A 24074-nucleotide genomic window follows, 5' to 3' on the forward strand; every position below is an offset into this window, starting at 1 on the left:
ATCCGGCTTACAGATGCCAGCCCTTCACCGCCCACCCAACTGCGCATGCCCGAACGCCAGCGCCACGCCCATGCCGCCGACGATATTTCCCGCCGTCGCCAGCGCCAGGTTGCGCCACATCCCCGCTATCGTGATCGCCCCGCCGTCCTGAAGCAACCAGCCGATCGTCAGCAGCGACTGGTTGGCGATCAAGTGCTCCAGCCCCGCCGCGACGAAGACGGTGATCGGGCCGACGATCGCGACGATCTTGCCCGCGACCGACTGGGCGCCCATCGCCATCCATACCGCCAGGCAGACGAGCATGTTGGCGAGCACCGCCGACGCCAGCAACGCGACCATGTCCTTGCCGACCTTGGTCGTCGCGGTCTCGACCGCCGCGGCGGCGACGCCGTCCTCCACCCCTGCCCCGCCGCCCGCCGCGACGAACAAGGCGGCGACGAGGACGCTGCCGACCAGGTTGCCGATCCAGACGATCGTCCAGGCGCCCAGCATCCGGCCGATGCCCACCTCGCCGCGCTCGGCGGCGAGCACGAACATCGTGTTGCCCGTGAACAGCTCGGCACCGGTGATGCTGACCAGGATCAGTCCAACCGAGAAGGCGAGGCCCGACAGGAGCTGCGTTGCGCCCGACGCTGGCCCGCCGCCCGCCTGTGCCACCAGATAGCCGATCGACCCGAACGCGATGAACGCGCCCGCCAATACGGCTAGCAGCGCCATCCGCATCGGCGGCGCCTCCGCCTTCTTCTCGAACGCGTCGGGCGCCTTCTTGGCGATGTCGGGTCCGATCGCGTCGTCGCTCATTAAAGGCTCCCTTCCGGCTTGATCCAGATGAACGAAGCCCGCGTGATTTCGCGCCCTAATTTTTTCCTAAAGTCCCGCGCACACCGGTCGTTACCCCCATTTGTCAGGCACGCATGGAAAGCGAATTGACGATGGTGGACCCAATCGGTTCGAAGTTCGGCAACGTGGCGGCGGCAACGCCGGTCTCGCCGTTGCGCCCGGTACAGCGCGTCGCGAACGCGACGAAGCAGGCGGAGGCGAGCGTCGCCGCCGCCTCGCTGGTGACGGCGCGCGACCTGGCGGCCAAGCCGCCGGTGGACGCGGACCGCGTCGCCCGGATCAAGAAGGCGGTCGAGGACGGCAGCTTCCCGATCGTGCCCACGACCATCGCCGACCGCCTGCTCGCCTTCAAGCTCAACTGGAAACCCGATGAACCGGCGTGACGCCCTGATCCAGGTCATCGACTGTCTTCATGCCGAGATCGCGGCACTGAAGACCAACGACGCGCGCGCGCTGGAGCGGGCGACCGCGGCCAAGCTCGGCCATATCGACACCGTCGCCGCGTGCGAGCACGAGCCGATGACCGACGAGGTTCGCGCGCTGGCGCAGGAAGCGCAGCGGCTGAACGAGACCGCGCGCATCTACGTCAACCTGATGGCGGCAAATGTCCGCCGCCGGCTGCAATCGCTTGCCGGCCAGACCGTCGCGCCATACGCGGTGGGGGCGTACGCGTAATTGGTTAGATTGCCGTTCGTGCTGAGTAGGGACTGAGCGAAGGCGAAGGCCCGTATCGAAGCAGCCCTTCGATACGCTGTTTCGACAAGCTCAACAGCTACTCAGGGCAAACGGTTTCGGTTCTGGCACGCCCTTTGCTGATGCTCCCGCACACACGGGGGCAATACCGCAATGAACATGCGTGCCGCAGCGGCGGCGGACATTCCGATGACGTCCAGCCCGCATTCGGCGATCGCCGAGGCGAGCCGGCGCACGGGCATCGACTTCTCCTACCTGCTCGGTCAGGCACAGATCGAAAGCGGCATGCGCGCCGGCGCCCGCGCGCGCACCTCCTCGGCGACCGGCCTCTACCAGTTCATCGAACAGAGCTGGCTGGGCGTGATGAAGGAGCATGGCGCCGAGCACGGCATGGGCTGGGCCGCCGACCGGATCCAGCGCGGGTCGAACGGCCGCTATTACGTCGCCGACGCCGGCACCCGCCAGACGATCCTGGGCCTCCGGAGCGATCCCCGCGCCGCATCGCTGATGGCCGCCGAGCACGCCGCCGACAACAAGGCGGAGCTCGAGAACCAGCTCGGCCGCGAAGCGACGGGCACTGACCTCTATATGGCGCATTTCCTGGGCATCGGCGGCGCCAAGAAGTTCCTCGGCGCGATGCAGGCCGCGCCCGACCGCACCGCCGCGTCGATGTTCCCCGCCGCCGCGCGCGCCAACCGCACGATCTTCTATGCCGAGGGCGGCCGCCCCCGTTCGCTCGGCGAGATCTACGACCGCTTCGCCGGCAAGCTTGACCGCGGCGCCGAAATGGCATCGCGCGCGCTGCCGGACGGCATGCAGCTGGCGCAGGCCGACACCAGCCCGCGCATTCCCGGCCTCGACGTCATCCTCGGCAACGAGGCGGAGGGCGGCGACGACACCTGGCTCGAGACGACACTCGCCAACCTCAACGTCGTGCGCGGCCGGTCGCCCGCGGGTGAGCGCACCGCGTCCGCGGCCAGCGCCTATCGCCCGACGCCCGAAACCGCGCGTCTCGCCTATCTCATGCTCGCACGGCTGGGGGCCTGATGTTCGCTTCCTTCGCAAAGGGCGGCGTTGCCGGCGCCACGCGGTCGATGGCGCTGCCGGGCGCGATCCTGCTGCTCGTCGTGCTGATGGTCGTGCCGATCCCGGCGGCGCTGCTCGACGTGTTCTTCATTGCCAACATCATGCTCAGCCTGGCCGTGCTGATGGTGGCCCTGAACGCGCAGAAGCCGCTCGACTTCTCGTCCTTCCCTACCGTCCTCCTCTTCGTCACCCTTTTCCGCCTCGGCCTCAACGTCGCCTCGACGCGCGTCGTGCTCGTCCACGGGCATGAGGGCGAGGCGGCGGCGGGCCATGTGATCGAGGCGTTCGGGACGTTCCTGATCGGCGGCGACTATGTCGTCGGCATCCTCGTCTTCGCGATCCTGATGATCATCAACATGATCGTCGTGACCAAGGGTGCGGGCCGCGTGTCCGAAGTGTCGGCGCGCTTCACGCTCGACGCGCTCCCCGGCAAGCAGATGGCGATCGACGCCGACCTCAACGCCGGGCTCATCACCCCCGACGAAGCGCGGGCACGCCGCGTTGAGGTGTCGACCGAGGCCGATTTCTACGGCTCGATGGACGGTTCGTCCAAGTTCGTGAAGGGCGATGCCGTCGCCGGCCTGCTGATCCTGGCGATCAACATCGTCGGCGGGCTGATCCTGGGCGTCGTCAGCCACAAGCTGTCGGTGTCCGAAGCCGCCTCGCACTATATCCTGCTGGCGATCGGCGACGCGCTCGTCGCGCAGATCCCGGCGCTGATGCTCTCGATCGCCGCCGCCGCGATCGTCACCCGCGTCACCTCCAGCCACGACCTGTCGGGCCAGATCGGCAGCCAGTTCGCCTCGCACCGTACCTGGACGCCGGTGGCGGCGATCCTGGGCCTGCTCGGTCTGCTGCCCGGCATGCCCGCGCTCGTCATCCTGCCGGCCGCGGCGGCCGCCGGATACGGTGCGTGGCGCCTCAAGAAGATCGCCGACCGCCCGCCCCCGCCCGAGGCGCCCGCCCCTGCGCCCGACCTGTCGCGGATCGGCTGGGACGAGGTGGTCGACGGCATGCAGGTCACGCTCGACATCGGTTACGGCCTCGTGCCGCTCGTCGACGAGCGCAAGGGCTCGCCGCTGATGAGCCGGATCACCGGCGTGCGCCGCCAGCTGTCCAAGGAACTCGGCTTCGTCGTGCCGCAGGTGCGGGTGCGCGACGACATCAACCTGGCCCCCTTCACCTATCGCATCGTCGTCGGCGGCGTCGTCGTCGGCGAGGATCAGGTGAGCCCCGACGAGATGCTGGCGCTCAACACCGGCACCGGTGTCGGCCAACTGCATGGCAAGGCGGCGAAGGACCCGACCTTCGGCCTCGACGCCACCTGGATTGCCGCGGGCGATGCGGATGCGGCAACGGGCATGGGCTATCTGGTCGTTGATCCCGGCACCGTGATCGCCACGCACCTCAACCACCAGTTGATCCAGCATGCCGCCGACCTGCTCGGCCCGGACGAGGTCCAGTCGCTGCTCGACGGCCTGAAGGAGCGCGCCGGCGCGCTGGTCGCCGCGCTCTGCCCCGCGCCGCTGCCGCTCACGACGCTGACGCAGGTGCTGCGCGGGCTGCTGGCCGAGAACATCCCGCTCAAGGAGTTCCGCCGCATCGCCGCCGCGATCGCCGTCGCATCGCAGCGCACGCTCGACGCCGACGAATTGATCGAGGCGATCCGGCCCGAGCTCGGCGCGCTGATCGTCCAGAAACTGTGCGGCGTGCGCGAACCGCTTCGCGTCATGACGCTGGAGGGCCAGCTCGAAGCGCTTCTGGGTCAGGCGATGCGCGCCGACGTCCATCGCCGCCACACGATCGAGCCCGATCTCGGCCGCCGCATCGTCGACGCGCTCCAGCACGCCGCCCAACCGCTGATGGCCGAGGCCAAGCCCTTCGCCCTCGTCGTCCAGCCCTCGATCCGCGTCGCGATCCGCAAGCTCGTCCGGTCCTGCCTGCCCGACACCCCGGTGATGAGCTTCTTCGAAGTGCCCGAGGACAAGGCGGTCGAGGTCGTCGCCGTGATCGGCGCGCCGGGGGCGCTGCCGGCATGAACGACATGACGCCCTTCACCTATGCCCGCACGACCCCGCCCGCGGTGCGCGACGTCGAGGCCCAGGTCCGCGCCGAACTGCCGATGGTCCGCCGCGTCGCCTGGCACGTCCATGGCAGCATGAGCAGCATCGTCGAGGTCGAGGACCTCGTCCAGATCGGCATGATCGCCCTGGTCGAGGCGGCACGCAGCTTCGAGGATCGCGGCGAGACGAGCTTCCGCAACTTCGCGATGACGCGCGTGCGCGGCGCGATGATCGACGAGCTCCGGCGCCAGGCGACGCTGACCCGCGGCGCGATGAAGCGGCGGCGGCGCTATCAGGACACGCTCGCCGCACTGACCCACGCGCTGGGCCGCGCGCCGCGTGAGGAAGAGGTCGCCGAGCGGCTGGGCGTGACGATCGAGAAACTGCGCCTCGATTACGCGACGGCAGAGGCGGTGCGGTTCGATTCGATCGACGAGGTCTATTCGGACGAGCTGTCCTGGTTCGCCGACGACGAGGCCGATGCGTTCACCGCACTCGCCGAGATGGGCACCCGCGACGCGCTCGCCCGCGCCATCGCCGACCTGCCCGAGCGCGAGGCGCTGGTGATCCAGCTCTATTATGTCGAGGAACTGAACCTCGAGGAGATCGGCCAGGTGGTCGGCGTCGGTGCCGCACGCATCTGCCAGATCAAGGCAAGCGCGCATGCACGGCTGAAGAAGGCGCTCAAGGGCCGCGTCTGAAATCCACGTCTCGCCAGTGACATAGGCGGGCTCTAGGCTCTCACCCGAACTGAGTCGGGAGGGTGCGTGTCCAATCCTGCGATCTTCGTCGTCGTCGTCGCCGCGTTCGTCCCGCAGGCCGTCGCCCCGCTCGTATCCCCGATGTTCGATGACAATCGTCAGCCGGCACTCGCGCCAGTGCAGCTGACCCGCTGGCTACCCGGCCCTGTTCGCTGCGCCGGGCAGGAAGTGACAGGGACGCCGATCCGGCGCCCGAACAATCTCTTATTCTATCCACGCGCGTTGGTTCGGCCCGATACGGTGACGCTTCGGTTTGTCATATCATCGGATGGGCGACCGCTTTCGATTGATCGTGAAGGCGCGGGCGTCCCGGCGATTGCGGACGATGCCGCTGCCGCCCTAGCTGCCAGCCGCTTCGCCCCGCGCGAACGTCGCGATTGCACCGTGACCTACTCGCCGCAGCAGAGTCCGCTCGATGAGGCGCCGGTCGAGGATCTCGTCTCCTACACCATCTCGCCGCGAACCGGCCGCCTGCCCCAGGCCGGCTGGAACCGGCTAAGACCCGAGGGGAATTGCGCCGACCGCCCCCGTCCCGCCGCGCTGACCCGCGTGATGCCCGACTTCCCTAAGGTGGCGGCGACGCCGGGCGTTCAGGACTGGTCGCTCGTCGCCTATGACACCGATCGATCGGGCAAGCCGATCAACGTCCGCTCGTCGATGGGCACCGGCAACCGGGCGCTCGACGCCGCCGCGATCAAGGCGATGCGCGCGTCGCGCTTCTCGGGCGGCGCGCGGACGGGGTGCGTCTATCCCTATTGGCGCAGCGCCGGCACGCTCGCCGCGCCGCCGATGCGCGAGGCGATCGCCGATTCCCCGCCGAGCTGCCCGGATGGCCGCGACTGGACGCAGCCGCCGACGCTCCGCTTCCCCGAACCCTATCGCCGGCGCCGGATCGAGGGCTGGGCGATCGTCCGCTACGACGTCGCGCCCTGGGGCCAGATCGGCAATGCCTCGGTCATCGAAGCACAACCCACCGCCGACTTCGGTCGCCAGGCGACACAGATCCTAAGCCAGGCGCGCCTCGCGCCGTCGGCGCAGGGCCGCACGGGGTGTGTCGACCGCGTCAAGTTCGTGATGGCGCCGACAGACGCGCCGCCGGCCGATGCGGACGATGCGGCGCGGTTCTACTGACACGATTGTCCCTGCCCTTGAGGCAAAAGCCGCGCCGGTACCGACCTCGAATCGCGATGACAGCCGGCGCGCATTTTTGTAGGAGTAAAGAACAACAATCGAAATCGATGACGGGAGAGCATGATGAAGGGGTTCGGAAACAGGCTGCGGCTGGTCGCGGCGGGGCTGATGCTGGCGGCGGGGACGCCCGCGCTCGCACAGAACGACAAGATGACGCCGATCGCCATCCCGGCGCAGCCGACCGCGATCACGCTCGACACCGGCGAGCTGCCGGGCGCGACCGCCAAGGAATCGTGGCACAGCCAATATGGGAGCGTGTTCGCGCGCAACGTCACCGTCGCGACGCTCACCCCCTTTCTGCCCGACCCGGCCAAGGCGACCGGCGCCGCGGTGGTCGTGACCCCCGGCGGCGGCTTTCGCACATTGTCGATGGAGAATGAGGGCTGGGACGTCGCCAAGGCGCTGGCCGCGCAGGGCGTCGCGGCGTTCGTGCTCAAATACCGCCTGAACCAGACGCCCGCCGACATGGCCGGGTTCGAGCGGTCGATGACGCAGATGTTCTCGGCCGCCGCGCGTCCCGCCAGCCGCCCCAGCCCGGAGGCGGCGATGGCGAACCTCGCGCCCCAGATCGCCGACGCCCGCGCCGCCTTCGCCCTCATCCGCCGCCGCGCGGGCGAGTGGAAGATCGATCCCGACCGGATCGGCATGGTCGGCTTTTCCGCAGGCGCGATGCTGACGATGGCGACGGCGCTGCGCGGGCAGGATGCCAAGCCCGCCTTCCTCGGCAACATCTATGGCCCGCTCGGCGCGATGCCGGCACCCGCCGATGCGCCGCCGATGTTCGTCGCGCTCGCCGCCGACGATCCACTGTTCGGCGAGCCGCAATATGGCCTGATCGACGCCTGGCGGACTGCCAAGCGCCCGGTGGAATTCCACCTCTACGAAAAGGGCGGCCACGGCTTCGGCATGTACCAGAAGGCGACGACCAGCACCGGCTGGTTCGACGCGTTCAGCAAATGGCTGGGCATGCACGGGTTCCTGGCACCCAAGCGTTGAACATCCGCTTGTCCGGCCGCGCATCTTCGCACTAGACGCGCGGCCGTGAAGAACGGAACTCGCGGCGCGCGCGGCGCGACGATCATCGACGTGGCGGCCGAAGCGGGCGTCTCGCCGATGACGGTGTCGCGCGTCATCAACGGCAAGAGCGGCGTCGCAGCGGAAACCCGCGCGGCGGTCCAGCGCGCCATCGACGCGCTGGACTATACCCCCAACGTCGCCGCGCGCAGCCTGGTCACCTCGACCGAGCTGCGCGTCGGCGTGCTCTATTCCAATCCCAGCCGCGCGTTCATGAGCGAGTTCCTGACCGGCGTGTTCGAGGAAGCCTCGACGCGCGGCGCGCGCATCATCCTGCTGCGCGGCGAAGCGGGACACGCGCCGCCGCTGTCGGCGATCGAGGACCTGGTCGAGACCGGCGTCGCCGGGTTCGTGGTCGCCCCGCCGCTCGGCGAATCGCTGCCGGTGCTCGGCATCCTGCGCCGCGCGGGCTGTCCGATCGCGGCGGTGGGCGCGCACAGTGTCGCGGGCGCGATGTGCGTGCGGATCGACGACCGGCTCGCCGCCTACGAGATGACGCGCCACCTGCTCGCACTCGGCCATCGGCGACTGGGCTTCGTGCTCGGCAATCCCGACCAGGCGGCAAGCGCCGAGCGCATGGCCGGCTTCTACGCCGCGGTTCGCGAGGCGGGCGGCGTCGACGTCCGTGTGGCGCAGGGCGACTTCAGCTATGCCTCCGGCCTTGCCGCGGGCGAGCATCTGCTGAGCGCCGAGCGGCCGCCGACGGCGATCTTCGCGAGCAACGACGACATGGCCGCGGCAGTCGTGTCAGTCGCGCACCGTCGCCATCTGGACGTGCCGGGCGAGCTGTCGGTGGTCGGCTTCGACGATACCACCGCGGCAGTGACGCTATGGCCGCCGCTGACGACGGTCCACCAGCCCGTCCACCGTCTGGCCGCCGAAGCGATGGCGCTGGTGCTGAGCGACGGCGCCGCGGGCGAAGGCGGCGACCGCATCCTCGAACACGAGATCGTCACGCGGCAGTCGGCGGCAACGCCGGCCTAGCCGTGCTCCCGCGACTCTCTTCCCGTTCGTCCTGAGCTTGTCGAAGGGCGTGTAACAGGCGCCACGCTTGCGGCCCGTGCTTCGACAGGCTCAGCACGAACGGATCGCTAGTCCAAGCCCTCGTACTTGAAGAACGCGAAGTCTGCCGGCGTTCCCCGCCCGCTCATATCCTGACACGCAACCCCGACGAACGTGCCGGTGAAGTTGGGCAGGCCCGGCAGCGTCGCCTCGTCCGACAGGATGCTGGCGTCGAGCGCCTCGCCCGCCGGTTGCCAATTGCCGCCCTCACCCGCGCGCCAGAAGAACCGGAGCGTCACGTTCTCGACCTCCAGCGACAGCTCGACAGGGCCCTCCGGCAGCGTCGCGAGCATGCTCATGCCGACCGTCCCGCCGGCAACCTCCGGCGAGGCGCTCATCAGCTGGAGCGTGCGCTCGTCGCCGTCGCGGCTGATGTGGAGGTAGTGGAACTTGGTGCTGTTGTAATAGGCGATCAGCCCGGCCGCGGCCTGGAAATCGCGGGGTTCGAACTCGATGCGAGTCGATGCGCGATAGCGGAAGTCGGTCTGGCGGCGGGCGACCAGCGCCTGCTCGAACTGGCTGCCGACGGTGTCGCGGCCGTAGAGGCGCAGGAACCCCGGCCGCTCGGTCAGGCTGAACAGCCGCGCAGGCTCGGGCGTGCGCAGCCATTGCAGCGGCTGCGGCAATTCGGGCCCATCGAAGCCGCCGTCCCATTCGGGCTCCGACCAGGGCGCAGGCTCGAGTGCGGGTGCCGGCGGCGCCGGATCGGGCTCGGCATCGCCGGCGATCGTATAGAGCCAGCCATCCTCGCCCCAGCGCATCGGCTGGATCGCCGTCTCGCGGCCCAGGATGCAGCGTTCGCTCGACCCCACCGGACGGCCGCACAGATAGGCGATCCACGGCGTCCCGTCGGCAAGCTCGACCAGATCGCCATGGCCCGCCCGGGCGATCGCGCCCTCGCGCCGGCCATTGGCGGTCAGCACCGCGCCGTCGGGATGCACCTCGTACGGGCCGAGCAGGTCGCGCGAGCGTGCCATGACGACGGCATGGTTCCAGCCCGTGCCTCCTTCGGCGACGAGCAGATGGTACCAACCGTCCCGCTGATAGAGGTGCGGCCCCTCGGTAAACCCGCGCTCGGTCCCCTCGAAGATCATGTGCGGCTCGCCCACCAGCGCGGCGGCGTCGCGATCGTATCGCTGGATGACGATCCCGGCGAACCGCCCGCGACCGGGGCGGTGGTCCCACAGCATGTTCGCGAGCCAGGTCGTGCCGTCCTCGTCGTGGAAGAATGCCGGGTCGAAGCCGCTGGCGTTGAGGAAGACCGGGTCCGACCACTCGCCGTCGATCGTGTCGCAAGTGACGACGAAGTTACGGAAATCGCGCAGCGACACGCCGGTGGCGCCGTCCACGGTCGTCGTGCCGTAACGCTTCACGTCGGTATAGACGAGCCAGAACCGCCCATGTGCATAGGTGAGGTCGGGCGCCCAAACGCCGCACGAATCGGGGTCGCCGCGCAGGTCGAGCTGAGTCGGTCGCATCAGCGGGCGCGAGACGACTCGCCAGTTCACGAGATCGCGGCTGTGGTGGATCTGCACGCCCGGAAACCACTCGAACGTCGAGGTGGCGATATAGAAATCGTCGCCCACGCGCACGATTGAGGGATCGGGGTTGAAGCCCCGAAGGATGGGATTGCGAATGTGGCTCATCGCGGCTTGCGTACCAGCGTCCAGAGGAGAAGCGCGCCGATCAGATCGAGCACGCCGAGGATGACGAAGAAGGGCTCGTAGCCGACATCGTCGACCATCTGACCCAGGAGAAGCGAGAAGACGAGCACGCCCAGATTGCCCGCGAACCCCGCGAGGCCGGCGGCGGTCGCGACCTCGCTGCGGCGGAAAAGGTCGCTCGCCATGGTGATAACGGTGACCGACAGCGTCTGGTGCGCAAAACCGCCCAGGCACAGCAAGGCGATCGCGACATAGGGGTTGGTAACGATACCAACGAACGCCATGCCGGTCATCATCACCGCACCCACGGTGAACGCCCAGCGGCGAGCGTCGATCAGCTCGATCCCGCGCCGCTGAAGGAACGCGACGATCGCTGGCCCGAACAGACAGCCAAGGTCGGCGGCCAGAAAGGGCAGCCAGGCGAACAGCGCGATCTGCGTCAGATCGAAGCCGCGGACACGCGCCAGATAGAGCGGCATCCAGAAGCTCAGCATGCCCCAGACGGGATCGGCGAGCATTCGCGGCAGCGCGATCCCCCACAGGTCTCGGCGACGCAGCAGCGCCAGCATCCGCGGCTTGTCGCCGCCCGCCAGCCGAGCTTCCTGACCGCTGAGGATATAGTCGCGCTCCGCTGCGCCGAGCGCGAAATGGCGCTGCGGCGAGCGGAACCACAGGAACCAGAACAGCGCCCAGACCAGCCCGATGCCGCCGGCGACGACGAAGGCCAGTCGCCAGCTTTGCGTCATCACCGCCCAGGCGACGAGTGGCGGCGCGAACACCGCGCCGAACGATGCGCCGATATTGTAGATGCCGCCCGCGACGCCGCGCTCCTTGGCGGGAAACCATTCGGCGATCAGCTTCTGGCCCGCGGGCTGCGCCGATCCCTCGGCCAGGCCCAGCGCGCCGCGCAGCACCGCAAAGCCCATCCACCCGCTCGCGAACGCATGCGCCATGGTGATGAGCGACCAGGCGGCGACGAACATCGCAAATCCGGCGCGCAGGCCGATCGCATCGAGCGCGTAACCGGCCAGCGGCTGGAACATGACGCCAATCTGGAAGGCGCCGGTGATCCAGCCATATTGCTCACTCGAGATGCCCTGCTCGGTCAGGATCACGGGCGCGGCAACGCCCAGCACCGACCGCGCCAGATAGTTGATGACCATGGCGCCGACGAACAGCGCGATGATCGTCCACCGCAGCCGTGGAATCGTCCTCGTCATCAACCCCTCCGTTAACGTCATCATCGATTCGCATGCGCAAATCGCTGCTGACGCCTACCCTGTCGACCTGCCGCTAAACTGCGGAAGCCGCGCTTGTTATGGCTTTTGCGTCACGCCGTGCCCTCGCCGTTCATCCAAGTATAGTCGGACTATTGACATTGGCAACGCGCCTTCGCATGAAGCCAATGGTAGCGTTATCTATTCGGACGCGGCAAGCATCAAAATCGCTTGGCAAGCCCGGGTATCATATCGTATATGATCTGTGTTCGTTGCTGCAGGAGGGCGGCTTCGAGCGCTGCGGCAACCGCCGTCAACAAGGCCCTAAGGGTCACAGGGAGAGATATCATGGCTGTTCGAACAACCGATCGCTTCGGTGCGCCGTGGCGCCGCCTTGGCACCGCCAGCTTCGCCGCCCTCGCCGTCTGCATGATCGCCGCGCCAGCCTACGCGCAGGACGCCGCCGCGCCGGCCCCGGCCGAGCCGCAGGCGCTTCCGCCCGCCGAGCAGACCGACAACAGCGGCGCCGCACAGGACATCGTCGTCACCGGCTCGCGCATTCAGTCGAGCGGCTTCAACGCTCCGACGCCGACCACGGTGATTGGCGAAGAACAGATCGCCGCCAACGCGCAGCCGAACGTCTTCACCACCATCGCCCAGCTCCCCTCGCTTCAGGGTTCGAGCGGCACGCAGACCAACACCTTCTCGACCTCGAGCGGTCAGCAGGGCCTCAGCTCGTTCTCGCTGCGCGGCGTGGGCGCGATCCGCACGCTGACGCTGCTCGACGGCCAGCGCGTCGTCGGTGCGAACGTTACCGGCGTTCCCGACGTCAGCCTGTTCCCGCAGCTGCTCATCAAGCGCGTCGACGTCGTGAACGGCGGCGCGTCGGCTTCCTATGGTTCGGACGCGGTCGGCGGCGTCGTCAACTTCATCACCGACACCCGCTTCGAGGGACTGAAGGGCAACGTCCAGGGCAGCATCACCGACTATGCCGACGACGAGACCGTCCTCGTCCAGCTGGCCGGCGGCAAGAGCTTCCTGAACGACACGGTGCACCTGGTCGTCAGCACCGAATATGGCAACGAGGCGGGCGTCGGCCCCGGCCCCTACGGCATCGGCCTGGCCGGTGGCCGCGACTGGTTCACGCAGCGCACGCTCGTCAACCGCAACATCACCAACGACGGCAATCCGCAGCTGGTGCTGCGCGACTTCGCGCAGTCGATCGGCTTCACCAAGTACGGCCTCATCACCGCCGGCCCGCTTCAGGGCATCGCCTTTGATGAGGCGGGCAACCCGTTCCAGTTCCAGTACGGCTCGAACGGCGTGCCCGTTCGCGACGCTGCCGGCACCGTCCGCGGCTGCGACTTCGGCTTCTGTCAGGGCGGCGACGTCTCGGGCAACGTCGACTCGGGCCGCTCGATCAAGTCGAGCATCGAGCGCCTGAACGCCTATACCCGCCTGGGCTGGGACTTCGCGCCGAACAACGAGCTGTATGTCAGCGTCAACATTGGCCAGGTGAAGACGCAGAACCAGCCGATCAACGGCCAGAACCGCCCCAACCTGACGATCCAGTGCGAGAATCCGTTCGTGCCGCAGATCGTCCGCAGCCAGTGCGCCGCGGCCGGCATCACCAGCTTCCGCTACGGCACCAGCAATGCCGCGCTCGGCAGCACGCAGGTCCATACCGATCGTCGTCAGTATCGCTTCGTCGGCGGCGCCAAGGGCAAGCTGCCCGTGTTCGGCGGCGACTGGAACTACGACATCTATTTCGAGCACGGCACGAACTACACCGACATCGACGTCGACAACATCCACCTGTCGCGCCGCTTCAATCAGGCGATCGACGCGATCAGCTTGAACGGCACGATCGTCTGCCGCGACCCCGTCGCCCGCGCCAGCGGGTGCCAGCCGCTCAACATCATTGGCGGCAATCCGTCGGAAGCGGCGCTGCGCTATGTCCAGCCGGAGAACGGCCCGTTCCAGCGGACGCGCCAGACGCAGGACGTGGTCAGCCTGAACTTCTCGGGCCAGCCCTTCGACCTGTGGGCCGGCCCGGTATCGTTCGCGTTCGGCGGTGAGTTCCGTCACGAATACTACCGGGTCTACGGCGATCCCTATGGCGGCGGCGTGGGCAATGCGCCTGACAACGCCAACTACCCCGTCGATCCGGTGCTGCTGCCGGGCGGTGCCAACTGGTACGCGGGCAACTACTATCCCGGCACCGGCGCCTACAGCGTCCGTGAGGCGTTCGTCGAAGTCGACCTGCCGATCATCAACTCGGACGGGCTGGGCCGCGCGAACATCAACGGTGCGGCTCGCGTCACCGACTATTCGACCTCGGGCACCGTCTGGGCGTGGAAGATCGGCGGCACCTGGGAGCTTCCGATCGAAGGCCTGCGCATCCGCGGCGTGACGTCGCGCGACATCCGCGCGCCCAACCTGTCGGAGCTGTTCGCTGCGCCCGTCACGACGACGCTGCCGAACTTCTTCGACCCCTTCAACAACCGCAACGTGCTGGCGCTGCAGTACACGGTCGGCAACCCGGCGCTCACGCCGGAGCTGGCGCGGAACACCACCGCGGGCATCGCGCTGTCGAACCCGTCGTGGCTGCCGGGCTTCAGCGCCTCGTTCGACTGGTACAAGATCAAGATCGACGACGTCATCGGCAGCCTGGGTGCAGGTGACATCGTCAACTACTGCTTCGGCAACATCCTTCCGCAGACGTGTAACTCGTTCAACCTGAACAACCCGAACGGGCCGAACTTCATCAACGTGCAGTCGTTCAACTTTGCGTCGATCGAGACCGAAGGCTTCGACATCGAGGCGAGCTACCAGTGGCGCAATCCGCTGGGCCTGCCGGGTCAGTTCGTGCTGCGCGGCCTTGCGACGCACGTTGCCAAGTATGTCAGCGACACCGGTCTGCCCGGCACCATCCCCAGCGACTCCGCCGGCCAGAACTTCGGCGCGACGCCGAACTGGAAGTGGCTGGTCACGCAGAGCTACTCGAACGACCAGTTCTCGCTGCTGCTCCAGGAGCGCTGGTTCACGAGCGGCGTCATCAACACCAACTATGTCGAGTGCGATCCGGGCAGCTGCCCGATCTCGACGCCGATCCGTCAGACGATCAGCCCGCAGGACAACTTCGTCCCCGGCGCCTTCTACATGGACGTGGGCGGCACCTATAACCTGACCGAAGAGGTCACCGCCTATTTCAAGGTCGACAACCTGTTCGACGAAGATCCGGCGCTGTCGCCCTTCTTCTCGAATCCCGCACTCTACGATGCGCTTGGCCGCACGTACCGGGTGGGCGTCCGCTTCAAATTCTGAGCCCCCGCCGCACGGCGAACCTTGGAGGGTGGTCGCGCTTCGGCGCGGCCACCCTTTCTTCTTGGGCGCTTGCAGGCGGATCAGCGCGGAGTTATGACCCATAACAAATAACGCGAGAGGACTCATGACCGAGCTTGCCGAAGCGCCTGCGCGCACCTTCGATCGCCTCAACCCCGTCACGGGCGAAGTCGCCACCACCGCCAGTGCCGCCACGGTCGCCGACGCGAACGCGGCCGCCGAAGCCGCCGCGGCCGCCTTCCCCGCCTGGAGCGCACTCGGCCCCAACGCCCGCCGCGCGGCACTGACCAAGGCCGCCGACGCGCTCGCGGGCAAGGCCGACGCCTTTGTCGACGCGATGATGGGCGAGATCGGCGCGACCGAGGGCTGGGCCCGCTTCAACCTGATGCTCGCGGTCGGCATGGTGCGCGAGGCGGCCGCGCTGACGACGCAGATCGGCGGCGAAGTCATCCCCTCCGACAAGCCGGGCTGCATCGCGATGGCGATCCGCGAGCCCGTCGGCGTGATGCTCGGCATCGCGCCCTGGAACGCACCGATCATCCTGGGCGTGCGCGCGATCGCCGTGCCGCTCGCCTGCGGCAACACCGTCGTCCTCAAGGCGAGCGAGCAGTGCCCGCGCACCCACTCGCTGATCGCAGAGGCGTTTGCCGAGGCACTGCCGGCGGGCGTCGTCCAGATCGTCACCAACGCTCCCGCCGATGCGGGCGAGATCGTCGGCGCGCTGATCGACAACCCGCATGTGCGCCGCATCAACTTTACCGGCTCGACCGCGGTGGGGCGCATCATTGCCAAGCGCGCGGCCGAGCATCTGAAGCCGGTGCTGCTCGAACTGGGCGGCAAGGCGCCGCTGATCGTCCTCGACGACGCGGACCTGGACGAGGCGGTCAAGGCCGCGGCGTTCGGCGCGTTCATGAACCAGGGCCAGATCTGCATGTCGACCGAGCGGATCATCGTCGTCGATGCCGTGGCCGACGCCTTTGTCGAGAAGTTCGCCGCCAAGGTCGGGACGATGCCGGTCGGCGACCCGCGTGAGGGCAAGACCCCGCTCGGCGCCGTCGTCGACGCCAAGACCGTAGACCATGTCCGCAGCCTGATCGCCGATGCGGTCGGTGCGGGCGCGGTCCAGGTCAATGGCGGCGAGGCGAACGGCGTGCTGATGCCCGCGCACGTCATCGACAAGGTGACGCCGGAGATGAAGCTGTTCCGCGACGAGAGCTTCGGCCCCGTCGTCGGCGTAATCCGCGCGCGTGACGAGGCGCATGCGATCGAGCTTGCCAATGACACCGAATACGGCCTGTCCGCCTCGGTCTTCACGCGCGACACCGCGCGCGGCCTTCGCGTCGCCAAGCGGATCAAGTCGGGCATCTGCCACGTCAACGGTCCGACCGTGCACGACGAGGCGCAGATGCCGTTCGGCGGCGTCAAGGCTTCGGGCTATGGCCGCTTCGGTGGTCGCGCGGGCATCGACGCCTTCACCGAGCTGCGCTGGATCACGATCGAGACCGAGCCCGGGCACTACCCGATCTGAGATTAGCCACCAACGCACCCGTGCTCCCGCCTGCGCGGGAGCACTCACCCTTGTTCGTCACCCCGGACTTGTTCCGGGGTCCACCTTTCCGCAAGCCAAGCCGCCGCTGAGTTCGCGGGTCCGTGGACCCCGGAACAAGTCCGGGGTGACGATAGAACGGGTATTTACTCCGACACAAACCTAGCGCCCCACCCCCGCATCTGCCATGCTGATCCTATAGGATAGCAACGGGAGAGGATGGATGAAGCGGACGGGCATGAACCTCGATCGGCGGGCATTGCTCGGCGCGGCGCCGGCTGGCCTGCTGCTCGCGAACGCCGGCGTCGCCGAGGCGTCGGACAGCGTCAAGGTCGGCGCGCACAGCGGCCCGGGCGGCGCCTCCACCCCCCGCAACGCGATCGCCCGCACCCGCTACGGCCCCGTCCGCGGCTTCATCGCGGGCGACGTCTACCACTTCAAGGGCATCCCTTACGGCGACGACACGGGCGGCGCCAATCGCTGGCTGCCAGCCAAGGCGCCAAAGCCCTGGACCGATCCGTACATGGCGCTCACCTATGGCGCCAACTGCCCGCAGGGGCTCCACAACTTTCGCGCGATCGAGCACACCTTCCTACAGGACTGGGACGACGGCTTCCTCGGCGAGGACATGCTGAAGCTCAACGTCTGGACCCCTGCCCTTACCGGCAACCGCCCGGTGATGGTCTATTTTCACGGCGGCGGCTTCGCCTTCGGCTCGGCCTATGAGCTGCCGAGCCACGAGGGTGCGCAGATGGCGCGCAACCACGACGTCGTGCAGGTGTCGGTCAACCACCGCCTCAACGTGCTCGGCTTCTTCGATGTGTCGGAGCTTGGCGGCGATCCCTATGCCGACAGCGTCAATGTCGGGATGACCGACCTGACCGCCGCGCTCGCCTGGGTGCAGGAGAACATCGCTTCGTTCGGCGGCGATCCCGACAAGGTGATGATCTATGGCCAGTCGGGCGGCGGGTCCAAGGTGACGACGCTGCTCGGCATGGAGAGCGCCAAAGGCCAGTTCGGCCGCGCGATCGTCATGTCGGGCGGCGGCGGCAACATCCCGAGCGGCGACCAGTCGCGCGAGTTCGCCCGCGCCGTCATCAAGCGGCTCGACATCGGCAGCGGCCGCCGCGCGATCGAGGCGCTCCAGAAGATGGAGTGGGCCAAGCTCAACGAGGTCGGCAGTGCGGTGGCGGGGGAGATCAACGGGCCCAATCGCGGGCTTCCCGGCCCCGGCGGCCCACCGCCGGTCACGCCGCGGGTCGGCTGGGGTCCGACGATGGACGGTCGCTCGATTACGCTGCGCAGCTACTACGACGCCGCGCCCGATGCGTCGCGCAGCGTCCCCGTCGTGATCGGCGGGACCAGCGAGGAGGGCATGCGCTTTAGCCAGAACCCGACCGAGGCCGAATGGCGCGCCCAACTCGCGCAGTCGATGGGCGAAACGCGCGCGGGCGCGCTGGTCGACGCGATGAAGAAGGCTCATCCGGAGAAAGCGATCCGGACGCTGAGCTACGGCGTGCAGGGACTCACCATGCGCAACAACGTCCAGCGCATGGTCCGCCTGAAGCACGAAAAGGGCGGTGCGCCCGTCTATCAGTATCATTTCCAGTGGCAGTCGCCGCAGCTCGACGGGTTTGCCGGTGCGTGGCACACCGCCGAGCTCGCCTTCTTCTTCGACAATACCAAGCGCTGCGAGCAGGGGACGGGCGACACGCGGGAGGCGCGCGCGCTGGCGACCAAGTGCGCGCGATCATTCGCCAATTTCGCGCGGACCGGCAATCCCAGCCAGCCGGGCCTCGCCTGGGCGCCGACCGATCCGGTACGATGCCAGACGATGGTGTTCGACAATCGCTGTCGCATGGTCGACGACCCGGAGGGCGCCGCACGGCGCATCCTGCTGACGACCTGAACCCGACGGTCCGCCGCCCGCGCTTGCTTGGGCGGCGCCGATCGTGACATTGTGGGCCGATGGAGGAAGCTTCATCCCTGTCGGCCCGCAGTGAGGCGGTGAGTTCGCGTGACGTCGTCGAGTGGCTGCGCGACCGGATCCGCCGTGGCCGCTTCGTCCCCGGACAGCGTCTGATCGAGGCGGACGTGATCCGCGAGACGGGCGCGTCGCGCAGCCGCGTGCGCGAGGCGATGCAGCGGCTCGAGTCCGAAGGCCTGCTCGTTATCGAGGAGTTTCGCGGCGCCTCGGTCAAGCGCTTCGGCATTGACGAGCTGCGCCAGATCTATCGCGCGCGCATGGCGCTCGAGGGGATGGCGGCGCACGACTTCGCAGCGTTCGGCTCACCCGAGCTGAAGGCACAGCTCGGCGACCTGCAGGAGGCGCTGAACGGCTGCGAGCACGGCGCCAACCACGAGCAGTTCGCCGCGCTCAACGACGAATGGCATCGCCTCATCATCGACGGCGCCGACAACGAATATATCCGCGGCTTCCTGGAGCGGCTGCGCGTCCCGCTCTATCGCCTGCTGTTCCAGAGCTTCTACGCCTCTGACCGCATCGACCTTGCCAATGCCGGCCACCGGCGCATCACCGCGGCGATCCTGGCGAACGATGCCGATGCCGCCGAGCGCCTGATGCGCGACCACATCGCCGAAGGCCTCGACGCGCTGAGCGCGCTCGACACCGAATTCCACCGGTAGGGGTCACTCGTTCGGTCACCCATTCCTAGCTTGTTCCCCGGCGAAGGCCGGGGTCCAGTTGGGAAGGCCCGTGCTGCGTAGCTCAACGTCTAACCGAAACGTGCCTCAACCGGCCCCCGGCCTTCGCCGGGGAACAGAGGCAAGAAAAACCCCGGCACGATGGCCGGGGTCAAGTTGGGGAAGTCCCTGAACGGCTTGGCGGTCACCAGGTCTTGCGCAGGCTCACCGAGATGAGGCGACCGATCGGGTTGGCGACGGTCGCATCATACCCGCCGCTGCCGTTGCCGGAGGGCGCGAGGTTCACATAGGGCGGCTTGCGGTCGAACAAGTTCACCGCCTCGATCCCGAAGGTGAAGCCGTTGTCGAAGAAGCCCGACGCCTGGGGGTCGCCGACGACGAAATTGACGCCGAGATCAAAGGTGGTGAACGACTTCACGTCCTCCACCGGCGTGATGAGGATGTTCTCGTATCCGCCGACATGCGTGACCTGAAGCCGGGCGCTGACGTCGTCCAGATCCCAGACCACCGATCCGCGGGCGCGGAAAGTGAGCGGGTTGAAGATCGTGTTGCGTCGGTCGCGGGCGACCCCGTCGGGCGTCACCGACAGCTTGTATTCGGTCAGATAGGTGCCGTTGGCGTTGAGCGTGAACGCCCCCGCGCCCGCGGTCTCCAGCCGGTACATCGCCTGGAAGTCGATACCCTTGGTCGTCGAACGGCCCAGGTTGAAGTTGCGCCCGTCGATATAGAGCGTGACCGGCGACGGCGGCACGCCCAGGATCGGGATGCCCGAGCCCGTCAGCCGCGCGACCTCCGCCGCTGCCGCCTCGCCGCGGAAGATGATGCCGGTGCCGGCGAAGTCCGCCTCGTTGCCGAGCAGAGTCAGGTCGGAGAGATAGCCCGCGACCTGCCCCTCATACAGGACGTCAAAATAGGTGAGGCTGAGCTTGGCATTGGGCGCGGGCTCCCAATCGGCACCCACGGTCCAGGTCGTCGCTTCCTCCGGCCCCAGGTCCAGGTTCGGCCCCGAACGGGCAAGCCCCGTCACCAGCGCCGAACCCTGCGTCGGGTCGACATAGCGCTGAACGAACAACGCGTTCGAATTGCCATAGATCTGCGAGAAGATCGGTGCGCGGAACGACGTGCCATAGCTGCCGCGGAAGGTGAGCCCGCGCACCGGCGACCAGATCGCGCCGAACTTCGGATTGGTTGTCGAACCGACGTCGCTGTAGCGGTCGTGGCGGATCGCGGCATTCAGGATCAGCCGCTCGAAGCCCGGCGTCGCGTTGGCCGCGCCGAAGATCGGCACGTTGAGCTCGCCATAGAAGCTGTCGACCTGACGATCAAACGTCCGGAAGGTGAGCGCCGAAGTCGGCGCGCCGCGCTGGCTACCCAGGTCAGTGACGATCTCCTGCCGTTCATAGCCCGCGGCGAAGCGGATGTCGTTGCCGCCCAGCTTGAACAGCGGACCATCCAGATTGGCCTGATAGACGGTCAGCTTGTTGAACGTCGGCGCGTAGAACACCTGGTCCGAGATTGCGTCGAGCACCGCTTGGCTGGTCCGGCCGAGGCCAAACGGATCGAACGCCGTTGCCGGGTTGCTGCTGGCCAGCGCGGCGTTCAAGGCGGCGTTGTTGATGCCGTTGCGGCTGTCGGAGATGTCGCGCGTCTTGCCGTGGCTGACCTGCGCGTTGAGGCGCCAGTCCCAGGGCAGCTTGACGCGGAGGCCGCCTGTCACCTGCCACGTCTCGGTAAAGCCGAACGAGGCGTCGCGCTCCAGATCGTCGGCGAAGTTGTAGCGCACCTGCACCGAACTGGGGTTGGTCCCCGGCGGCGCGACGAAGAAGGCGTTGGTGTTGGGCACCGTCAGCGTGCCGACCGCATAGGCCGGGTTCCGGAAGAACTCCCGGTGCGAGAAATAGCCGTCCGCCAGCACCGTCAGCCAGTCGGTGATGTCCTGGCTGAACGTGCCCGCCACGCTGTGATAGTCGGTCTGCGGGAACAGGTCCTGACCTGCGGCAGCCTCGCAGCGATTGGCCGTGCCGGCGACCAGAGCGCCCGCATTGGCCGGGGTGACGCCGCCCTGCGGGATCGCATAGCTGACGCCGCCCGCGACGATGTTGCCGGGCGTGCATTCCTGGACGCGATAGTCGCGGCCGCCGAAGCGGCGCTGGTCGCTGGTGAAGAAGTCGCGATCGTCGCCCGACAGGTTGGAGCGATAGACGCGCTCATAGGCGAGCATCGCCTGGCCGCCGGTCCAGCGCTTGCCGAGCGCGATGCCGTACTGCTCCTCGTGGAAATTGTCGGCAACGCCCATCCGCGCCAACGCCTCGATCCCGTCGAGCGAGCGGCGCGGGATCAGGTTGACGACGCCCGCCACCGCATCCGACCCATAGATGGCGGACGAACCGTCGGCGACGACCTCGACCCGCTCCAGCGCCAGCGTCGGGATGATCGACGGGTCGGCCGAGCGGCTGTTGCCGACGACCCGGTGCCCGTCGACCAGCAGCAGCGTCGCATAGGGGCCGATGCCGCGCAGGTTGACGCTGTTGCCATAGGTGATGTTGCTGTTGCCGCCCGACTGGCCGCGCGAGTTTTCGGAGACGCCCAGGTCGAATACCTGCGGCAGTTCACGCAGCAGGCGGTCGGTGGTGACCGCGCTCGACGCACGGATTGCGCCGCGGTCGAGCGTCAGCTGCGGCGATCCTGCCGCCGCCACGCCGCGGATGCGCGTGCCGGTGACGACGATCTCGCCGTCATTGGGCGACGCTTCCCGCTGGGGCGCGGGCTCGGTCGAGGTGTTCTCCGCCTCGTCCGGCACCGCTTCCTGCGCGAGCGCGGGCATGGCCGCCAGCATCGCGATCGCCGCCGTTCCGAGCCGGAGCGCGGCCGGCATTCCCTTCAGATCTCGCATGTGTCTCTCCCCTCGTCTTATTTCGTGGTCGCGAAGCGGATCGGCTGCAGCGCCGGCACCTCGACGCGGGTGGCGCGTCCGCGCTCGATCGTCATCGTCTCGGCGGGCTTGCGCTCGATCTCGGCGATGTTGCGCTGGCGCGGATCGGCGCCGCGGATCGAGAAGCGCAGGCGATGACCGGCCCGGAACCGCTTGGCCGTGGGCGACAGCGCGATGGCGAGATCGTATGCCTCACCCGGCTTCACCGGCATGACGTCCGCCTGTCGCCCCGAATGCCAGGGCAGGCCAAGCGTGTCGTAGGGCGCCTTCGACAGCTTGCGATTGGCGAGCGCCAGGCGACCGAAGGCGACGTTCTCGGCCTTCCCGTCCGGCGCGACCTCCTCAAGGAACACGAAGACGTTGCCCGCGGGCTGGTCGCTCGACACGCGGACATGCGCGATCGGGAAACCGGTGACGGTGACGTCGGCGGCGAGCGGCGGACTGGTGTAGGTCAGCCCCTTTTCGTCCAGCACCGCGGGCCAGAAGGGGAAATATTCCTTGCTCGCCACATCATAGTCGGTGGTGAAGGCGTCGCGGCCGGCAGCGCCTGCGCCCATGCCGAGCATGCCGTCATTGGCCGACCGCACCGTCCCACTCTTGCCGCCGACGGCATAGAGCGCGGTCCGCGTCACGCCAACGCCGGGCAGCGTGTCGCTCTCCACCCAACGCTCCGCCTCCGGCGCGTCGAGCACCCACCAGCGATAGCGCTTGGTGCGGTCGATGCCGCTGTCGAGCCCCTTCAGATGCTTGTCGAAGAAGGCGCGCTGGACCTGGCCCAGATCGACGCCCGGCGGCGGCTCGCAATGGCTGCCGGGGCCCATGAGGAGTCGCCCGTTGAGGTTCGCGGCGGCGATGATGACCTGCGCCGCGGGCTCGTCATGCCAGGTCGCCCAATTGTAGAAGGCGATGCCCGAGCGCTTGAGCGTGTCGAGATAGGTGTACGGCCCCACCTCTTCCCAGAAGCGCGTCTGCGTATAGCGCGACACGCTGTCGCGATGGGGCATGGTGTTCCAGAGAAGCGCCATCGGATCGTTGGCGGCATGCTGAGCGACCGCGGCCTTGAGCAGGCTGCCGTCCTTGTCCTCGTCGAGCGGCAGTGTCGCGAGATCGACCGACAGCGGGTCTTCGGGCCGAGTGTTGAACTGGCCGGTGATGCCGCCCGCGCGCACGAACTCGTATTTGTCGAAATCGCTGGCGCCCGCGAACACCGCCTTCAAATGCGGCGGCGCGGTGCTGGCGGTCTGGACCGTAGTGCCCCCCAAATACGAGCAGCCGGTCATTCCGACCTTGCCGCTGGACCAGGGCTGCGCCGCCAGCCATTCCACCAGATCGCGGCCGTCCTGCGCCTCGGTCCGATCCTGCATGCCGCGGCGACGACCGAACGAAGCGCCCTTGCCGCGAATGTCGGCGACCGCGACGACATATCCGTGGTCGGTCATGCCCTTCAGCCCGAGCTCGGCCGACTGTGCGGTCTCGACGATCTTGCCGTCCTTGTCGCGGAAGCGCCCGCGATAGGGGGTGAAGGCAAAGATGACGGGCAGCTTCTCCGCCACCGGACGCCCATTCACCGCGGGGCGATAGACATGCATCGCCAGCCGCGTGCCGTCGCGCACGGCGATATAGCGCGAGCTTCGCACGACTTCGGAATAGCGCGGCGGCGCCTCCTGCGCAGCCGCAAGCACCGGCGCGGCAACCAGCAGCGCGGCAAGCGTGGCGTTCCGGCTCGACAGGCCCAGCATCGCTCTCCATCCCGAACTTGCCCGCGTTGGCGCGGGTCGTCGTGCCGCGAAAAAGCGGCGTCGGGCAGCGTGATGAGCTAGGTCGACAGGATTGTCAACAAAATGGTTGACGCTCAAACCTGTGATCTTTAGCGCTGCCGTCAGTAGAGCAGCGGCGCCCTTTGTCATGCAAGGGGAAGCACGCAGGGCGGGAGCGG

17 protein-coding genes are annotated in these 24074 nt (G+C 68.0%); 12 read left to right on the forward strand and 5 right to left on the reverse strand.

Annotated elements, in window-relative coordinates; translation table 11 throughout:
• Positions 1-24: 24 nt before the first annotated feature.
• Positions 25-801, reverse strand: coding sequence for a formate/nitrite transporter family protein (locus tag RS883_RS14820; RefSeq protein ID WP_315760954.1), 777 nt, complete (start codon positions 799-801; stop codon positions 25-27).
• A 113-nt stretch (positions 802-914) separates the two neighbouring features.
• Here RS883_RS14820 and flgM point away from each other — a divergent pair, with 113 nt between their 5' ends.
• The 8 genes from flgM (at position 915) to RS883_RS14860 (ending at position 8692) form a co-directional block, all read left to right on the forward strand.
• Entirely contained in the window at positions 915-1223 is a 309-nt protein-coding gene (gene flgM / locus RS883_RS14825) for a flagellar biosynthesis anti-sigma factor FlgM (protein WP_315760955.1), read from the forward strand.
• On the forward strand, positions 1210-1515 hold the full coding sequence (locus RS883_RS14830; RefSeq protein WP_315760956.1) for a flagellar protein FlgN: 306 nt from the start codon (positions 1210-1212) through the stop codon (positions 1513-1515). Before flgM ends, RS883_RS14830 begins: the two co-directional genes overlap by 14 nt.
• Before the next feature lie 171 nt (positions 1516-1686).
• Positions 1687-2580 carry a lytic transglycosylase domain-containing protein gene (locus RS883_RS14835; protein WP_315760957.1) on the forward strand — a complete coding sequence of 298 codons (894 nt, stop codon included), beginning with the start codon at positions 1687-1689 and terminating at the stop codon, positions 2578-2580.
• A complete protein-coding gene (gene flhA, locus RS883_RS14840) occupies positions 2580-4658 on the forward strand; it encodes a flagellar biosynthesis protein FlhA (protein WP_315760958.1) in 2079 nt (692 codons plus the stop codon). Before RS883_RS14835 ends, flhA begins: the two co-directional genes overlap by 1 nt.
• Complete coding sequence (locus RS883_RS14845; protein ID WP_409977354.1) at positions 4655-5383, forward strand: sigma-70 family RNA polymerase sigma factor; 729 nt, start codon at positions 4655-4657, stop codon at positions 5381-5383. Before flhA ends, RS883_RS14845 begins: the two co-directional genes overlap by 4 nt.
• A 444-nt stretch (positions 5384-5827) precedes the next feature.
• The gene (locus tag RS883_RS14850; RefSeq protein ID WP_315760959.1) at positions 5828-6574 is read left to right on the forward strand and encodes a TonB family protein; all 747 of its coding nucleotides are present in this window, start codon (positions 5828-5830) and stop codon (positions 6572-6574) included.
• A gap of 123 nt (positions 6575-6697) precedes the next feature.
• Positions 6698-7630 carry an alpha/beta hydrolase gene (locus tag RS883_RS14855; protein WP_409977355.1) on the forward strand — a complete coding sequence of 311 codons (933 nt, stop codon included), beginning with the start codon at positions 6698-6700 and terminating at the stop codon, positions 7628-7630.
• A gap of 45 nt (positions 7631-7675) precedes the next feature.
• Positions 7676-8692, forward strand: a complete 1017-nt coding sequence (locus tag RS883_RS14860; protein ID WP_315760960.1) for a LacI family DNA-binding transcriptional regulator — start codon at positions 7676-7678, stop codon at positions 8690-8692.
• 107 nt (positions 8693-8799) lie between these two features.
• Here RS883_RS14860 and RS883_RS14865 read toward each other — a convergent pair whose 3' ends face one another.
• Both RS883_RS14865 and RS883_RS14870 read right to left on the reverse strand, forming a co-directional pair.
• Positions 8800-10416 carry a glycoside hydrolase family 43 protein gene (locus RS883_RS14865; RefSeq protein ID WP_315760961.1) on the reverse strand — a complete coding sequence of 539 codons (1617 nt, stop codon included), beginning with the start codon at positions 10414-10416 and terminating at the stop codon, positions 8800-8802.
• Positions 10413-11654 carry an MFS transporter gene (locus RS883_RS14870; protein ID WP_315760962.1) on the reverse strand — a complete coding sequence of 414 codons (1242 nt, stop codon included), beginning with the start codon at positions 11652-11654 and terminating at the stop codon, positions 10413-10415. The genes RS883_RS14865 and RS883_RS14870 overlap by 4 nt, the downstream gene beginning before the upstream one ends.
• 345 nt (positions 11655-11999) lie before the next feature.
• On the opposite strand from RS883_RS14870, the gene RS883_RS14875 reads away from it, so the two are divergent.
• The 4 genes from RS883_RS14875 (at position 12000) to RS883_RS14890 (ending at position 19188) form a co-directional block, all read left to right on the forward strand.
• Positions 12000-14978, forward strand: coding sequence for a TonB-dependent receptor plug domain-containing protein (locus tag RS883_RS14875; protein ID WP_315760963.1), 2979 nt, complete (start codon positions 12000-12002; stop codon positions 14976-14978).
• Between the two features lie 124 nt (positions 14979-15102).
• Entirely contained in the window at positions 15103-16524 is a 1422-nt protein-coding gene (locus tag RS883_RS14880; protein WP_315760964.1) for an aldehyde dehydrogenase, read from the forward strand.
• A 241-nt stretch (positions 16525-16765) separates the two neighbouring features.
• Positions 16766-18451, forward strand: coding sequence for a carboxylesterase/lipase family protein (locus tag RS883_RS14885; protein ID WP_315760965.1), 1686 nt, complete (start codon positions 16766-16768; stop codon positions 18449-18451).
• A 98-nt stretch (positions 18452-18549) separates the two neighbouring features.
• Positions 18550-19188, forward strand: a complete 639-nt coding sequence (locus RS883_RS14890; RefSeq protein ID WP_315760966.1) for a GntR family transcriptional regulator — start codon at positions 18550-18552, stop codon at positions 19186-19188.
• Positions 19189-19390: 202 nt separating this feature from the next.
• Here the strand turns inward: RS883_RS14890 and RS883_RS14895 are convergent, their stop codons facing one another.
• Positions 19391-22099 carry a TonB-dependent receptor domain-containing protein gene (locus tag RS883_RS14895; protein WP_315760967.1) on the reverse strand — a complete coding sequence of 903 codons (2709 nt, stop codon included), beginning with the start codon at positions 22097-22099 and terminating at the stop codon, positions 19391-19393.
• 17 nt (positions 22100-22116) lie between these two features.
• On the reverse strand, positions 22117-23877 hold the full coding sequence (locus tag RS883_RS14900) for a CocE/NonD family hydrolase (protein WP_315760968.1): 1761 nt from the start codon (positions 23875-23877) through the stop codon (positions 22117-22119).
• Positions 23878-24074: the final 197 nt, after the last annotated feature.

The sequence above is a fragment of the Sphingomonas sp. Y38-1Y genome (genome assembly GCF_032391395.1).
In the GTDB taxonomy this organism is placed as follows: Bacteria; Pseudomonadota; Alphaproteobacteria; order Sphingomonadales; family Sphingomonadaceae; genus Sphingomonas.

What these genes read in the sequence shown, in the direction of transcription:
- RS883_RS14820 (WP_315760954.1), bottom strand. Translation starts at nt 801, where the DNA reads ATGAGCGACGACGCGATCGGACCCGACATCGCCAAGAAGGCGCCCGAC.
- flgM (WP_315760955.1), top strand. Translation starts at nt 915, where the DNA reads ATGGAAAGCGAATTGACGATGGTGGACCCAATCGGTTCGAAGTTCGGC.
- RS883_RS14830 (WP_315760956.1), top strand. Translation starts at nt 1,210, where the DNA reads ATGAACCGGCGTGACGCCCTGATCCAGGTCATCGACTGTCTTCATGCC.
- RS883_RS14835 (WP_315760957.1), top strand. Translation starts at nt 1,687, where the DNA reads ATGAACATGCGTGCCGCAGCGGCGGCGGACATTCCGATGACGTCCAGC.
- flhA (WP_315760958.1), top strand. Translation starts at nt 2,580, where the DNA reads ATGTTCGCTTCCTTCGCAAAGGGCGGCGTTGCCGGCGCCACGCGGTCG.
- RS883_RS14845 (WP_409977354.1), top strand. Translation starts at nt 4,655, where the DNA reads ATGAACGACATGACGCCCTTCACCTATGCCCGCACGACCCCGCCCGCG.
- RS883_RS14855 (WP_409977355.1), top strand. Translation starts at nt 6,698, where the DNA reads ATGAAGGGGTTCGGAAACAGGCTGCGGCTGGTCGCGGCGGGGCTGATG.
- RS883_RS14865 (WP_315760961.1), bottom strand. Translation starts at nt 10,416, where the DNA reads ATGAGCCACATTCGCAATCCCATCCTTCGGGGCTTCAACCCCGATCCC.
- RS883_RS14870 (WP_315760962.1), bottom strand. Translation starts at nt 11,654, where the DNA reads ATGACGAGGACGATTCCACGGCTGCGGTGGACGATCATCGCGCTGTTC.
- RS883_RS14875 (WP_315760963.1), top strand. Translation starts at nt 12,000, where the DNA reads ATGGCTGTTCGAACAACCGATCGCTTCGGTGCGCCGTGGCGCCGCCTT.
- RS883_RS14880 (WP_315760964.1), top strand. Translation starts at nt 15,103, where the DNA reads ATGACCGAGCTTGCCGAAGCGCCTGCGCGCACCTTCGATCGCCTCAAC.
- RS883_RS14885 (WP_315760965.1), top strand. Translation starts at nt 16,766, where the DNA reads ATGAAGCGGACGGGCATGAACCTCGATCGGCGGGCATTGCTCGGCGCG.
- RS883_RS14895 (WP_315760967.1), bottom strand. Translation starts at nt 22,099, where the DNA reads ATGCGAGATCTGAAGGGAATGCCGGCCGCGCTCCGGCTCGGAACGGCG.
- RS883_RS14900 (WP_315760968.1), bottom strand. Translation starts at nt 23,877, where the DNA reads ATGCTGGGCCTGTCGAGCCGGAACGCCACGCTTGCCGCGCTGCTGGTT.